This is a genomic window from Myxococcus hansupus (assembly GCF_000280925.3).
GTDB classification, from domain to species: Bacteria; Myxococcota; Myxococcia; order Myxococcales; family Myxococcaceae; genus Myxococcus; species Myxococcus hansupus.
This window is the reverse complement of record NZ_CP012109.1, coordinates 7,853,248-7,866,721: the sequence shown is the minus strand read 5'-3', so window position 1 is coordinate 7,866,721 and position 13,474 is coordinate 7,853,248. Positions and strand designations below refer to the sequence as shown.

General features: G+C 70.7%; 11 protein-coding genes. 3 read left to right on the top strand and 8 right to left on the bottom strand.

Features of this window, described 5'->3' with window-relative positions; translation table 11 throughout:
- Entirely contained in the window at window positions 1-1,308 is a 1,308-nt protein-coding gene (locus tag A176_RS30875; protein WP_002636019.1) for a hypothetical protein, read from the top strand.
- Window positions 1,309-1,314: 6 nt separating this feature from the next.
- Here the strand turns inward: A176_RS30875 and A176_RS30870 are convergent, their stop codons facing one another.
- The 4 genes from A176_RS30870 to A176_RS30855 form a co-directional block, all read right to left on the bottom strand.
- Complete coding sequence (locus tag A176_RS30870) at window positions 1,315-2,301, bottom strand: M48 family metalloprotease (RefSeq protein WP_002636018.1); 987 nt, start codon at window positions 2,299-2,301, stop codon at window positions 1,315-1,317.
- Window positions 2,298-2,888, bottom strand: coding sequence for an SH3 domain-containing protein (locus A176_RS30865; protein WP_002636017.1), 591 nt, complete (start codon window positions 2,886-2,888; stop codon window positions 2,298-2,300). The genes A176_RS30870 and A176_RS30865 overlap by 4 nt, the downstream gene beginning before the upstream one ends.
- Before the next feature lie 26 nt (window positions 2,889-2,914).
- On the bottom strand, window positions 2,915-5,305 hold the full coding sequence (locus tag A176_RS30860; protein WP_002636016.1) for an adenylate/guanylate cyclase domain-containing protein: 2,391 nt from the start codon (window positions 5,303-5,305) through the stop codon (window positions 2,915-2,917).
- A gap of 98 nt (window positions 5,306-5,403) precedes the next feature.
- Window positions 5,404-5,958 (bottom strand): DUF924 family protein, encoded by a 555-nt coding sequence (locus A176_RS30855; RefSeq protein WP_002636015.1) that lies wholly within the window; start codon window positions 5,956-5,958, stop codon window positions 5,404-5,406.
- A 176-nt stretch (window positions 5,959-6,134) separates the two neighbouring features.
- Here A176_RS30855 and A176_RS30850 point away from each other — a divergent pair, with 176 nt between their 5' ends.
- Complete coding sequence (locus tag A176_RS30850) at window positions 6,135-6,632, top strand: TspO/MBR family protein (RefSeq protein WP_002636014.1); 498 nt, start codon at window positions 6,135-6,137, stop codon at window positions 6,630-6,632.
- A 13-nt stretch (window positions 6,633-6,645) separates the two neighbouring features.
- Here A176_RS30850 and A176_RS39445 read toward each other — a convergent pair whose 3' ends face one another.
- The 3 genes from A176_RS39445 to A176_RS30835 all read right to left on the bottom strand — a co-directional run bounded on the left by A176_RS39445 (window position 6,646) and on the right by A176_RS30835 (window position 11,355).
- Window positions 6,646-6,819 carry a hypothetical protein gene (locus tag A176_RS39445; RefSeq protein WP_193409811.1) on the bottom strand — a complete coding sequence of 58 codons (174 nt, stop codon included), beginning with the start codon at window positions 6,817-6,819 and terminating at the stop codon, window positions 6,646-6,648.
- Window positions 6,820-6,941: 122 nt separating this feature from the next.
- Window positions 6,942-8,519 (bottom strand): sensor histidine kinase, encoded by a 1,578-nt coding sequence (locus A176_RS30840; RefSeq protein WP_226994035.1) that lies wholly within the window; start codon window positions 8,517-8,519, stop codon window positions 6,942-6,944.
- 199 nt (window positions 8,520-8,718) lie between these two features.
- The gene (locus tag A176_RS30835) at window positions 8,719-11,355 is read right to left on the bottom strand and encodes a M1 family aminopeptidase (RefSeq protein ID WP_002636011.1); all 2,637 of its coding nucleotides are present in this window, start codon (window positions 11,353-11,355) and stop codon (window positions 8,719-8,721) included.
- Window positions 11,356-11,543: 188 nt separating this feature from the next.
- Here A176_RS30835 and A176_RS30830 point away from each other — a divergent pair, with 188 nt between their 5' ends.
- Window positions 11,544-12,323, top strand: a complete 780-nt coding sequence (locus A176_RS30830) for a hypothetical protein (RefSeq protein WP_002636010.1) — start codon at window positions 11,544-11,546, stop codon at window positions 12,321-12,323.
- Here A176_RS30830 and A176_RS30825 read toward each other — a convergent pair.
- Window positions 12,320-13,309, bottom strand: coding sequence for an endonuclease/exonuclease/phosphatase family protein (locus tag A176_RS30825; RefSeq protein WP_002636009.1), 990 nt, complete (start codon window positions 13,307-13,309; stop codon window positions 12,320-12,322). The two genes, A176_RS30830 and A176_RS30825, sit on opposite strands and share 4 nt — an antisense overlap.
- Between the last annotated feature and the right edge of the window lie 165 nt (window positions 13,310-13,474).

Below are 13,474 nucleotides of genomic sequence, written 5' to 3'. Positions count from 1 at the left end.
ATGAAGAAAGCCTTTGAACAGAACGTGTCCCGCGCCAAGCCGCGCCTCCGCCTGGGCGCGCTGACCGGGCTCGTCGACCCCGTCGAGCCCACGCCTTCCGCCGAGCAGGAGCCCGAAGAGGCCTCCGCCGCCGCGCCCGAGGCGACCGCCGAGGCCCCCGACCTCTCCGCCGAGGTGCGCGCCCGCATCGAGCGCTCCCGCGCTCCGCGTCCCTCCGCCGCCCAGGCCATGGACGTCGCCCTGCGCTCGCACGAGCCCGCGCCGGAAGAGTCCGCCTACGCCGCGTCCCTGGAGGACGAGGCGCCCATCGACGCGCCCGCCGTGCAGGAGCCCGAGGCCTACGCCGATGAGCCCGAGGCCTACGCCGACGCGCCCGTCACGTTCGGCTCGCCGCCGCCGGACGTGGAGGCGCTGCTCGACGCCGAGCCGCCCGCGGAACCCATGACGTTCGCCGCGCCGCCCCAGGCGCTGCACTTCGACGGCCCCATGGCCGCCGTCAGTCCTCCTCCGGAGGCGCACCCCATGACGCAGGCGTCGGCCCCTGTCTCCATGCCGCATGTCACCGCCACCGTGGCGGAGCCGGTGGCCCGTGTCGAAGCGCCGCCCACCCAGGTGGAGGTGCAGCGTCCGGCCCCGCCGCGCGACGAATCGCAGGACGCCGCGTCCCGCCGCGAGCGGCTGAAGGCCCGGCTCAAGGCGGTGCGTGAGAATCCGCGTCCGGAGCCCCTGCCCGCCACCGTGGCGGAGGCGGGCCAGCGCGCGGTGGAGCGCATCACCACGCTCCAGGCGGAGCTGGTGAAGGTGAAGGCGCTCAACCTGTCCCTCACGCAGGACCTCGAGGTGTCGCGCCGTCAGGCGGAGAAGGCCACCGAGGAGGCCCGGCTGCGCATGGACGAGGCGCGCCGCCTGTCCGCGGAGATGGAAGGCCGCGTGAAGCTGCTGGCCGACCTGGAGCGGGAGCTGGCCGCGCTGGAGGGCGAGCGTGACGAGGCGCTGCTGTCGCTCCAGGAGACGCGTCAGGCGCTGCACGCCGCGGCCAAGGAGCACGAGGCCCTGGAAGAAGAGGTCGCTCGCGGCAAGCAGTCCCTGGTGGACAGCCTGGCCGAGGAAGAGCGGCTCGCCGGCGAACTGGAGACGGCCCAGGACGAGTCCACGTCCCTGCGCCGCGCCGTGGAGGCGCTCCAGGGCGAGCGCGACGTGCTGGCCCAGCAGGTGGCCTCGCTCACCGCCGAGCGCGCCGAGCTGCTGGAGGCGCGCAAGGCCCTGGAGTCGGTGCACCGGGCCCTGAGTCAGGCCACGGTGCGCTGAGCCGCGCTACTTCCGGTCCTTCGCCACGCCGCGGGTGCTGCTTCCGCCGCGCACCGCGGCGAAGGCGGGGCTCAGCGGCGGCGAGCGGAGCCCGGTGGTGGCCAGCCCGTTGAAGTCGCCGTCGGGCTGCTTCAGCGACTGGACGTGGGCCCGGATGTGGTCCTGTCGCTCCTTCTTCTTCGGGTGGTTGGCGAAGGTGCCGCCGCCGTCCTCCGTCTTGGCGAGCAGGGCCTGGTAGGCCTGCGGGTCGTACCCCGCGGACAGCATGAGCTCGACGGCGATGCGGTCCGCTTCGAACTCCTGCTCCCGGGAGTTGCCCTTCTCCATGAGCTCGATGGTTTTCTCGCTCAGGTAGCCGAGCAGGCCCGGCTCGTTGTCCAGGTCCAGCGTTCCATCACCATTGCGTCCCGCGGAGAGCGCCTTCACCCAGGCGGGGGCGAGCATGGCCTCGCCATAGGTGACGAGCTCGCACGTCTTCACCTTCGTCGCGCCGTACTGGCGGATGGCGTGCTTGAGCGTCACGTGCGCGATTTCATGCGCCAGCACCCCCGCCAGCTCCCCTTCGTTCTCCAGTCCCTGGAGCAGCTTGCGCGTGACGAAGATGTAGCCACCGGGCGCGGACATCGCGTTGAACTGGGACGTGTCGTCGAGCACGCCGAAGGTCCACTCGAGCGTGGGCCGGGCGGACTGGGCCGCGAGGTTCTTCCCCACGACGTTGAGGTACCGGTGGAGCGCGTCGTCGGCGCCATCCAGCATCAAGCCGTGGCCCCGCTGCACGTAGTGGATGGCCAGCGCGCCCCCCAGGGCGTACTCCTCCTTCACGCTGGGGTCGGCGTGGAGCTTCGTGCACTGCTTCGCCTCGGTGTTCGCGGTGCTCAGCTTCCCCAGGATGTTGTCGCCCTTCGTGAGCCCGGCGGCGTTGAAGCCCTTGCAGGACGCGGACAGCGCGCCCAGGCCCACCAGCGCGAGGACCTTCCAACCCGTGCGCATCATTGTTTGCCACTCCGCTTCTTCGCCGCCGGTTGCTGCGGGGCTTTGGCCTGGGCGTCGCGAGGGCCCACCACCGGAAACAGGCCCGCCGCCGTCACGTGCGCGGCGATGTCCTCCGTGGAGACCTTCTTCGCCAGCTTCTCCAGGGCCTGGATGTTCGCGACGGCCTTCTGGTGGTCACCGCCCTTGTCCTTGCCGTAGCGCTCCGCGCCGGGGCTGAGCGCCTTCACCGCGGCCCCGCTGGCGACGAACTTCTTCGGGTCCACCTGCTGCTTGCCGCCGCCGTCCGTCACCAGCTCCATGTTGGGCGGCGTCGTGGACAGGTTCGTCTGGAACACGAAGCCCTTCTTCCCGGTGGCGGTGGTCACCCGGTGCCACTGTTTCTGTTTCGCGTCCGCGCCGCCCCACGTCACCTGCTCACCCGGCTGGAGCACCGCCACGGCGTTGTCCGAGCCCGACGGCGTGGCCAGCACGCGCGTGTTCTTCGCCTTCACGTACAGCGGCTCGCCCACCTTCACGGCCGAGGCCACGGCCGGCACCCCCAGCGTCAGCAGGGCGGCGGCCCATGCCACCCGTGTCTTCATCCCCATGTCTCCCCAACTCCTTTCCACACCACTCACTTGTCCAGGTTCGCCACGCCGTCGAAGTCAGGCGGTGGCGCCTCCGCATACCGTTGGCAGCGCGCGAGCAACGCCTGGGTGGGCCCGTCCTCCGGGGCCTCGGCGCGCCGCGCGTCCAGCACCGCCGCGGCCTCCGTGAACCGCGCCTCGCGGTAGAGCGCCAGCGCCGCGTGGTAGCGCGCCACCGTCTCCCGCGTGCGCGCGTCCACGCCGCCCTTGAGCGCGAGCAGCTCGTACACCGTGACGGCCTCCGTCTTGCCCGCCACACGCACCCGGTCCAGCTCGCGGACCTCGATGTGCTCGCGCGCCAGCTCGTACGTGCGCGCCCCAATCATGATGACGGTGCCGTAGGCCTTGTTGGCGCCCTCCAGCCGCGCGGCCAGGTTCATCCCGTCCCCGATGGCCGTGTAGCTGAAGAGCTGCTCGCTGCCGAAGTTGCCCACGAAGTTCACCGCGCTGTTGAGGCCGATGCGCGTGAACATGTCCGGCAGGCCCTGGGCGCGGAACTCCTCGCGCAGCCGGTCCACCGCGGTCTTCGCCGCGAGCGCGCCCTTGCAGGCGCGAAGCGCGTGGTCCGCCTGCCGCATGGGCGCGCCGAAGAGGCACACCACGGCGTCGCCAATGTACTTGTCCAGGCACCCGCCTTCCTTCAACAGCGCCGCGCTCACCCGCGTCAGATACGTGTTGAGGATGCGAACCAGGTTGCGCGGGTCGTCCTTGAAGCGTTCGCTGAAGGTGGAGAAGCCGCGGATGTCGCTGAAGAAGGCGGTGATTTCGACGTTCTCTCCGTCCAGCCGGGGCAGCTCGCGTTGGGCAATCATCTGCTCCACGAGCTTGGGCTCCATGAAGCGGCTGAAAGCCTGACGGATGAACGCCGTCTCTTCGTTGGCCACCAGGTGGTTGAAGGCCACCGCGCTGACGCTGGCCACCACGCCCGCCAACGCGGGCAGGGCGGTGAGCACGTAGGTGTTCGTCAGCCCCAGGAAGGGGCCCGTCACCCAGCCCAGGCCGAAGTAGAGCCCCAGGGGCCACGCGATTTCCAACGGCGTCCAGCGCGTGGTCATCAGCAGCACCACCGACGCGAACGCCACCACGAAGACCAGCGCCAGGCTCACCGGGAGCGGCGCCTGGGTGATGAAGCGTCCATCCCCCAGCAAGGTGTCCAGCACGGCCGCCTGCTTCACGACGCCCGGCTCATGGGACGAGAAGGACGTGGCCTTGACGTCATTGAGCCCCACCGCGTTGCCGCCGATGACGACCACCTTGTCCCGGAACATCTCCGGCGGCAGCTTCGTGGGCTGGCCCTGTCCGCGCAGCACCCAGGCGTTGAGCACGGCGAAGAGCGACACGCTGTGGAAGCGGTCGTGCATCTGTCCGCCGAAGTCGATGCCCGCGCTGCCATCCGCATCCACGGCGTAGGTGCGTGAGCCCAGGCGCAGCGTGCGTCCAGAGAACTCCACGGCGCTGGCGCCCAGCAGGCTCGCGGCCACGCGCACCGGCAACGTGGCGAAGGTGTTGTGACCGTCCGAGTACGCGAAGCGCGTGCGCCGCATGAACCCGTCTGCATCCGCTTCGGGCTCCACCAGCCCGAAGCCCTCCACGGCGCCCACCAGCACGGGGATGGGGTGCACCGGGTGGCTGGGCGCTCGTTCTCGCGAAGAGGATTCGTAGTCGAGCGCGGGCAGCGACCTGCCCTCCGCACGCGCTGGAAACGCCACGGCGCGGGCCATCTGCTCGGGGGGGACGTCTGGGAGGAGCGTCTTGGCGGGCGCGTCCTGGAAGGTCTCCGCTCCGGTCTCCTCCGGGAAGGCCTCCTCGGGGAAGGTCTCGTCCCCAGGTGGGGGCTCCTCCACCCCCGCGGGGGCCTGCCGGGCGGTGGGCTCCGCCTGGAAGTCCACCGGAGGCAGCGGCGACGCGTCCGGGTGGGTGGAGACGCCCAGGAAGAACGGGATGGCCGTGGTCCGAAGCACCTGGGCGAAGGCCAGGTCCATGGACTCGTCGGAGCCGCGCTCGTCCATGACCGCGTCGAAGACGACGGCCCGCGCCCCTTCGGCCTCGAGCTGCTCCACCACGCGGGCCCAGAGGTTGCGGCTGTAGGGCCAGCTCCCGAAGTTGAGGGTGTACTGGGGGTTGTCGCGGATGCGCTCCAGGCTCGGCTGGTCGATGGTGACCAGCACCACCTGCGAGGACCTGTCGGGACGCTCGGTGAAGCGGGTGACGGCGGCGTCGTACGCGGAGCGCTCGGCCTCCGCGAGCAGTCCTCCCAGCTTCGCGTCAAACCCATGGCACAGCGCGGCCAGCGTGGTGGCCAGCGCCGCCACGCCCACCATCAGCCGCCAGTGGTCCTGCCACCGTGAACGGACCGTCTTCCAGCGCTCGCCTGTCACGTCCCCCTCTTGCGAAGCGTGCGAAAGTGCACACTAGCGCAGGGGGAAGCGCGGCGGCAGCTACCCGGGGCGCGTGGGGCCCGCTCCCGGTGAATTCCTCAGAACGACGAGCCCGGTTCTTGGAGAAAGTCGGTTTCTTCTGGAGTCGTTGGACGTCCCAGCGTCACGTTGCGGTGTGGGAAACGGCCGAAGCGCTGGATGACGTCGCGGTGTTGCCGGGCGTAGTCGAGCGCCTCCCGGCTGTCCGCGTGGTACAGCGCGAGCACCTCGAACAAGGCCACGGACAGCCGCTGGTCGTTGACGGACTCGCTGTGTTCGAAGGGCAAATACATGAACCACCGCCACAGGGGCGGCAGGGACATGTCCAGGCCCCGGACGAGCGCATGCCGGGCCACCTCGCGCGCCCTTTCATCCGAGGCGAAGGCCTGGGGCGTCCCGCGGAAGAGGTTGCGCGGGAACTGGTCGAGCAGCAGGAGCAGGGCCACGCAGCTTCGGGCCTCATCCCGCCAGGCGTCCAACTCACCGGCGGCGGCGCGCTCGACGGCGGGGAGGAAGCGGCGTCTGCATTCGTCGTCGAACGCTTCGCTCCGTAGGAACCACCGCTCGCGCGGCTGGTCGAACCAGAAGCCGAGGATTTCCTCTGCGCTCGCCATGAGACGCCTCTCAATCCATGGAGGGGAAAGTCACCTTGTACACCGGCGCCAGCCGGGGTGGCGGCCAAGGGACTCCAGTACCACCTTCCACCCGACACTGGCGGGCACGCCCCCATGGGAGGACTCGGATGGATTGGACAGTGGAGCCGACGACGCGGAACATTCCGGGCCCGGTAATGCGCACGGCCCTCAACCCCACGCTGCGCAAGGAATCCGCGGTGGCGCTGGGCATCTTCGGCGCGCTGACGTTCGGCGCGGCGGCCCTGGGCGCCCGTGTCAGCTCCGGAGACACCCGGTGGTACCGGCGCCTGCGCAAGCCACCGTTCCAGCCGCCGCCGAAGGTGTTCGGTCCGGTGTGGACGGTGCTGTATGGCCTCATCGCGATTTCCGGCTGGCGCGTTTGGACGGCGCCCGCGGGCGCGGCGCGCTCGCAGGCCCTGGCGTGGTGGGGCGTCCAGTTGGGCTTCAACGCCGCCTGGTCCTGGCTGTTCTTCGGCCGCCACGAGCCGCGCAAGGCGTTGGTGGACAACCTCGCCCTGCTCGGCAGTGTGACGGCCTACATCGCCACCACCAAGGACGTGGATCGCCCCGCGGCCTGGATGGTGACGCCGTATCTGGGATGGGTCGGGTTCGCGAACGTGCTCAACGCCGAAATCGTTCGCCGCAACCCGTGAGCCCCTCCGCCACCTAGTTGCGCAGCTTCGAGGGCTTGGGCGGGTTCATCGCCAGCACCGTGGCGAAGTACCGCGCCTGGCTCTCGGTGGTGCAGCGCACTTCCTGGATGCGTCCGCCCACCTTCACGCGGACGAGCCAGCCTTCGTTGTCACGGGTCCAAGCAGGCGTGTCGGTTGTCGTGGTCATCGTCATCCCCCTGTGAGTCCATCCTCTGCCCTTCGCTAGAGCAGCCGCCATGCCAGCGTTGGAAGCGTGCGAATCCAGGCGCTTCACCCGGTCTGCTGGCCGATGGAAGACACCGCGCCCTGTCATTTTTGCGGAAGGGTGGGTGGCGGAGTTTCAGTGGACGACCTGCCCCGGCGCCTCCAGGGGGGCTGAGCGGGCACGCCCGTCATCAAGGGCAGGGCGACGTGGAAGGTGGAGCCGTGGCCGGGCTCGCTCTCCACCCAGATGCGGCCGCCATGGCGCTCGACGATGTCCCGGCTGATGTAGAGCCCCAGGCCCAGTCCACCGAACGAGCGGGCGGACACGTTGCGCGCGCGGAAGTAGCGGTCGAAGAGCAGCCGTTGCTGGTCCGGAGGGATGCCGATGCCTTCGTCCGACACCGACAGCAACGCCACGCCGCCGCGTTGGAGCAGGCTCACCCGGACGGAGCCGCCATGCGGGCTGTACTTGAACGCGTTCTCCACCAGGTTGGCCAGCACCTGCTCCATGCGGAACGGGTCCACGTTCACCTGCACGGACTGCTCGGGCGCGTCGAAGTGCACGGTGTGGTTGCCGCGCTGGGGCTCCAGGCCGCGCAGGACGCGCTCCACCAGGCCTTCCAGGTGGGTGGCCTCCGGGCGCAACGCGAGCCGTCCCGCTTCGATGCGCGAGGCGTCCAGCAAGTCATTGATGAGGCTGGTGATGCGCAGCAGGTGCAGGCGCGCGTGGCGCAGCGTGGCGGGCTCCACGTGTTCGCCGCGCTCCAGCCTCCGCTCCAGCGTGGCCAGCCGCAGGCTCAGCGGCGTCAGGGGCGTCTTCAGCTCATGCGAGGCGATGGAGAGGAAGTCATCGCGCACGCGGATGGCTTCCTGGGCTTCATGGTACAGGCGCTCGCGTTCGCTTTCGGCGCGGCGGCGCTCGGAGATGTCCTCGACGATGCCGATGCCGCCCTCGACCTGTCCCGAGGTGTTGAAGCAGGGCGCGAAGTGCACGTGGACCGGGGTCTGCTTGCCAGAGGTGACGGTGCGGTATTCCCCTTCGTAGTCGCAGGTGTGGCCCGCCAGCGTCTCGCGGACGCAGTGGAGGATGTTCTCGTCTCGCAGCGACAGCAGGTTGAGGCCCACCAGCACGCGCTTGGGCGAGCCGATGATGTGCACGAACAGCTCGTTGCACGCGATGACGATGGCGCGCGGGTCGAAGTAGAGGATGCCCAGTGGCGCGTTCTCCACGACGGTGCGGAAGAGCGCGTCACCCGCCAGGCTCGCGGACTCACGCCGGGGCAGGGCGCGCTCCACGGGCTCATCCAGCGTGTCGATGACCTCGTGCAGCCGACGGAAGTTGAGGACGATGCGCTCGCCTTCGCCCTGGCCAGAGGCACCCACCGTCAGCTCCACCAGGATTTCCGCGCCGTCCTTCCGGCGCGCGAGCACCCGGGTGGCCCGCCCTCCCAGCGCGGGGCGGCGGGAGAGCAGGTGGCGCAGCAGGCTCTTCCCTTCGTGCCGCCGCAGCCGCTGGGGAAAGAGGCGCGAGGCGGGCCGGCCCATGAGCTCCTCGCGTTTCCAGCCCAACAAACGTTCCGCCGCGCTGTTGAAGACACGGACGCGCTCGCTCGCGTCGCAGGCGATGAACGGGTCCACGGCGGCGTCCAGCCACGCACTGAGCTCGTCTGTGGCGCCAGGCATGTTGTCCTCGGAATGGCGCGGGCTCGCACGGCCGGCCGGCGCCTTGGAATGGGTGGGCTCGAAACGCCTCGACGCACCATGCGGAGGGCGTGTCCCTTTCCATACAAGTAGGCATTGGAGGCACAGGCCGCGCCTCCCAGGCCCGTGTCGCCTTCATGGACGCCAGGTTCGACAGGCGGGCAGCCACTCAGGCGCCCGGCTAACGGCGCTTGTCCTGCCGCCCACGGGACGCGGGCTTGCGCGCCCCGGGCTTCGCGCGCGGCGGGGGCTGCTTTCGCGGCGAGGGCGTGGGCTTCTTCACGCCGGGCTCGGGCGCCTTGAGCGTGAACGCCTCCATGCGCTCCCGCAAGGCGCGGGTCTCCTCCTTCAGTCGGTCCACCTCTTCACGCAGCGCCGTCACCTCGTGGGCCTGCGGCTCGCCTTCGCGCAGGAAGCGCACCGTCTCGCGGGCCGCGCGCCGTGCGACCGCGTCCGACAGCGGCGTCTGCTCCAGTGGCGCGATGAGCCGCCGGTCGCCCAAGGCGCGCGCCGCCTCGAAGACCCCCATGCGCACGCGGAAGAGTGGATCCCGAAGAAGCTCGGTGAGCAGGTCCACCGCCTCGCGCTTGCGGCCAGCGGTCTCCGCCAGCTTCGCCGCCGCGAGCGTGGCGGCGCGGCGCAAGGGCGCGGCGTGTCCCAGGGCGGTGCGCGCCAGGACGACGGAGAAGGCGGCCGGGTCCTGCGCCTCGGCGAGCCCGTCCACCGCGCCCACGGCGACGACGTCCTGGTACGAGGGCCGGGTGGTGACGGCTTCCAGCACGGCCAGCGCGTCGGGGGCGCGCACCTTGCCGTAGCTGCGCGCGGCCTCCGCCTCCACGAAGTAGCTGGCGTCTCCGCCCGTCACCAGGGCGCGCAGGCGCGAGGTCACTTCCGTGTCCCGGCGGAACTCGCCCAGCGCGGCCACCACGGCGCGGCGCACGCGAGGGTGCGCGGTGCCGAGCGCGGCGAGCAGCCGTGCGCGGGCCTCCGGGGTGCGGATGCGGCCCAGGGACTTCGCGCAGGCGGCGCGCGTTCCCCAGAACAGGCGCGGGTCGTCGAGCGCCACGCCCAGGGCCTCCACGGCGCGGTACCCGCCGTCTCGTCCCAGGGCGGTGGCGGCCTCGGTGCGCGCGCGCATCTCGGGCGCCGCGCGAAGCTCCTCCATCCACAGCCCGGTGGACTTGTCGACCGTCACCGTGCCGAGCACGCCGCGCCGAGGGTCCACGCGCACCTGCGAGGGCGCGCTGGCGCAGGCCAGATGGAACGCGTGTTCCGCGTCCGTCACCTCCAGGCGGTGCACGGCGTCGCGGCCGTCCACGGTGAGCACGATGTCCAGGGGCAGGCGGAACAGGGGCACGCCGTTGCCCGTGGACTGCGTCTGCCGCACCTGGACGCGGAGCCGTGCTTCCTCGGCGTCGTAGCGGACCTCGACCTTCAGCTCGGGGTGGCCGGGCGCGAAGACGTACTGGTCGAAGAAGGCATCCAGGTTGTGGCCGGTGGCCTCCTCGAAGGCGCGCGCGAGGTCCACCGTCTCCACGGACCCGTGGCGGTGGCGCGCGACGTAGTGCCGCAGGCCCTTGAAGAAGAGGTCGTCACCCAGCCTGCGGCGCAGCTCGTGGAGGACCAGCCCGCCCTTCTCGTACAGATGCCGGTCGAAGACATCCATGGGCGCGTGGAAGCGGCGCGCGACGATGGGGCGGGCGTAGCGTTCGCGCACCTCGCCCAGGTAGGCCTCCAGGTCGACGAGCCGGTGCTGGTCGGCTTCATCCTGGCCGTCGGCGCGCTCCTTCCAGAGCATCTCGAACCACGTGGCGAAGCCCTCGTTGAGCCAGCCGTGGGGCCAGTCGCGGCAGGTGAGCAAATCACCGAACCACTGGTGGGCCAGCTCGTGGGAGATGAGCGGCTCGGCGTTGTAGTCCGGCTGGGCGCGCGCGTCGTGGAGGACGGTGTCCGTGAGGCTGGTGGCGGACGTGTTCTCCATGCCGCCGAGGATGAACTCGGTGACGAAAATCTGGGCGTAGCTGCTCCAGGGATAGGGCTCGCCGGTGACCTCCTGGAAGACGCGCACCATCTCCGGGGTGCGGCGCACGCAGCGCAGGGCGTCTTCCTGGCGGCCCTTGGGGAACAGGTATCGCAGGGGCACGGTGCCCGCGGTGTCGGTGGCCTCCTCGAACTCGCCCACCACCAGCGTGATGAGGTACGGGGCGTGAGGCTGCTCCATCCGGTAGTGCTGCGTGCGGCGCCCGTCGTGGACGCGGTCGCTGTCGAGCTTGCCGTTGGACAGGGACGTCATCGCCTCGGGGAAGGTGGCGATGACCTCCGAGGTGGCCTTCTGCGCGGGGGTGTCCAGGCACGGGAACCACGCGCGCGAGTCGATGTCCTGGCCCTGCGTCCAGGCCTGCCGGGGCCGCTGGGGATAGGCTGAGTCCGGGCCCCAGAAGTAGAGGCCCCGCCGGGGCCGGGCCGTGTAGCGGATGGCGACGTCGCACGCGCGTCCCGCCTCCAGCGGCGAGCCCAGCTCCACGCGCACGTGGGCGCCGGAGTTGGTGTAGCGCGCGGGGCGCCCATCGACATGGACCTCCGAGACGTCGAGGTCCACGGCATCGAAGGTGAGGGTGTGGACGGGACGGACGGCGGAGACGCGCGTGGTGCAGAGGCCGTTGATGCTCCGTGTGTCGAAGTCGAGGTCCACTTCGATGCGGACGTGTTCGGCGCGGACCGGCCGCTCGGCGGCATAGTGTTCCGTGGCGCCGGGCAGCGAAAAGGAATGGGGGCCGGAGGGGATGGACTCGGAGGCGTGACGGTGGCAGCAGCGCATGTGCGGCCAGGACTCTTCCGCAAGCTCGCTCCACCGTCGAGAAGGAGTGCACCGGGGGGCCAACGAGCGTCCTGTATCGACGAAGTCCTAAAGACGACGCCGGTGTCACGGCCCTCCCTGCTGGGGTGCGCGTGACATGGTTTTGGACCACACGCGGGGCGGCGTTGACCGGGTAGGCTCTGACCACCGTGCAGTGGGTCCTCTTCTTCTCCGACAGACAGGTGCGTGAGCAGCTCTTCGCCCGGGTGGATTCAACGCGGGGGTTGTTGCTCGTGACGGGCGTCCGTCACGGGGCGTCCATGCGTCCCCCAGAGGCGCGCGAGCCCTTCGTTTCGCTGGAGCGGCTCCACGGGGACGTGGTGTCACAGGTGCTGGTGGCCGACGAGGGCGGCGCCGACGGCATGTGGAGAGACCCGCTGGGGGACCTGGCCGACCGGCTCCACCCCGACAGCCGGGATGACGCCTACGCGGCGGCCACGGGCTACCTGCTGCTCCGGGATGGGCGTCCCTGCGGGGTGGTGCGCAAGCAGGGGACACCGTTCGAGGACCTCTGGTTTCTCCAAGAGGCCCTCAGCCGGTTGACGCCGCGCATCCCCGCGCCGGACCCGGCGCAGCGCCCTGGCCGGCGCCGCGCGGAGCCCGCGCCCCGTTCGCCACCCCGGCCCGCCAGCAGTGGCCCCGGCGCTCGGGCCCGGCCTTCCTGGGACGACGAGGCGACGCCGCCCCGGGGGACGCGGGCCCCACCCCCTCCGCCGGAGCCTCCCAAGAAGGACCCGTGGACGGTGCTGGGCATCGCCCCGGGCACGCCCGTGGATGAGGCGCGCCGGACGTTCCGGACGCTCATCTCGCAGTACCACCCGGACAAGGTGGCGCACCTGGCGCCCGAATTTCACGCGCTCGCGGAGCTGCGCACGCGTGAAATCCTCGACGCCTGGGAAGCGGTGGAGCGGGAACTCTCCGGGAGCTAGTGCGTCAGTCCCGGCGGCGGGGTGACGAGCGTCCTGCCGCCGTCCAGCGCGAAGCGCGCGATGATGGGCATGTGGTCGGACAGCCCGTGGAAGCGGCTCCGGAGGTCACCGAAGGGCGACGTCTCCTGCGCGTCCAACCAGCGCACGCCGGAGCCGGAGAACACGTGGTCCAGGTGCATGCGCATGTGCATGAAGCCGGCGGTGGGAAAGCCGCGCGCCACGTTCGGGTCAATCTGGCCCACGGCGGCCTGGGCACACGTGAGCCGGCCATCGGTGGTCAGGAAGCGGTACACGGGCGACGCGGGCGGTGAGTTGAAGTCGCCGCACACGATGTAGGGCTCGTCGCCGGAGAGCGTGTGCATGAACTCCGTCAGCTTGCGCGCTTCGTGGAGTTGGTTGACGCCGCAGCCCATCTTGTCGCGCGTGGCCCAGAACTCGCGGGCGAAGGGCGTGGGCAGGCTGAGGTGGGTGTTGAAGATGTGGAAGGGGTGCCCGTCCTCGCGGCGCAGCAGGCGCATGTGCGCGCAGATGCGGCTCTGCTTCCGGTCCTTGAGCCGCTGGACGTGGTGGTGGGTGATGGCTTGGGGCGCGGCCACGTTGTGCGTGGCGACCTCGAGCTTGCGCGTGTTCACCAGCACGGCCAGCCCGGTGGTGTAGAGGGACACCTCGCCCAGCTTGTAGTGGTGGGCGCGGAAGTAGAACGCCTCGTAGGGCATCTCGCGCCCCAGCAGGCCGAACGTCTCCACCATGCGTCCCATGAAGGCGGTGAGCTGCGTCTCGCCCGGGCTCTTGGGCCGGTAGGCGATGTTGCTGCGCAGCGAGGACGTCTCCACCTCCTGCAGGCAGATGACATCCGGCAGCGGGTCGAGCGACGCCAGGGCCGCGGCGACCCGGCGTTTCGGGCCCACCGTGCTCGCCAGTCCGCGGAGCATGTGGCCGAAGTAGCGGACGTTGTAGGTGACGATTCGCAGCGGGGAAGCACTCATCGGAAAGAAACTACTAACCGCCCGGCGTGCCGGCTTGGGATGACGCCAGGTGCTCGGCACGCCGTGGGCCTGCCTGCCTGGCCGCACTCCTTGTCACGGACGACAAGGACACCGTGCCGAGAAGCCCTTCACAGCGCAACGAGTGGTGCCGGGTTCCAGCCACCC

What these genes read in the sequence shown, in the direction of transcription:
- A176_RS30875 (WP_002636019.1), top strand. Translation starts at nt 1, where the DNA reads ATGAAGAAAGCCTTTGAACAGAACGTGTCCCGCGCCAAGCCGCGCCTC.
- A176_RS30870 (WP_002636018.1), bottom strand. Translation starts at nt 2,301, where the DNA reads ATGATGCGCACGGGTTGGAAGGTCCTCGCGCTGGTGGGCCTGGGCGCG.
- A176_RS30865 (WP_002636017.1), bottom strand. Translation starts at nt 2,888, where the DNA reads ATGGGGATGAAGACACGGGTGGCATGGGCCGCCGCCCTGCTGACGCTG.
- A176_RS30855 (WP_002636015.1), bottom strand. Translation starts at nt 5,958, where the DNA reads ATGGCGAGCGCAGAGGAAATCCTCGGCTTCTGGTTCGACCAGCCGCGC.
- A176_RS30850 (WP_002636014.1), top strand. Translation starts at nt 6,135, where the DNA reads ATGCGCACGGCCCTCAACCCCACGCTGCGCAAGGAATCCGCGGTGGCG.
- A176_RS39445 (WP_193409811.1), bottom strand. Translation starts at nt 6,819, where the DNA reads ATGACCACGACAACCGACACGCCTGCTTGGACCCGTGACAACGAAGGC.
- A176_RS30840 (WP_226994035.1), bottom strand. Translation starts at nt 8,519, where the DNA reads ATGCCTGGCGCCACAGACGAGCTCAGTGCGTGGCTGGACGCCGCCGTG.
- A176_RS30835 (WP_002636011.1), bottom strand. Translation starts at nt 11,355, where the DNA reads ATGCGCTGCTGCCACCGTCACGCCTCCGAGTCCATCCCCTCCGGCCCC.
- A176_RS30825 (WP_002636009.1), bottom strand. Translation starts at nt 13,309, where the DNA reads ATGAGTGCTTCCCCGCTGCGAATCGTCACCTACAACGTCCGCTACTTC.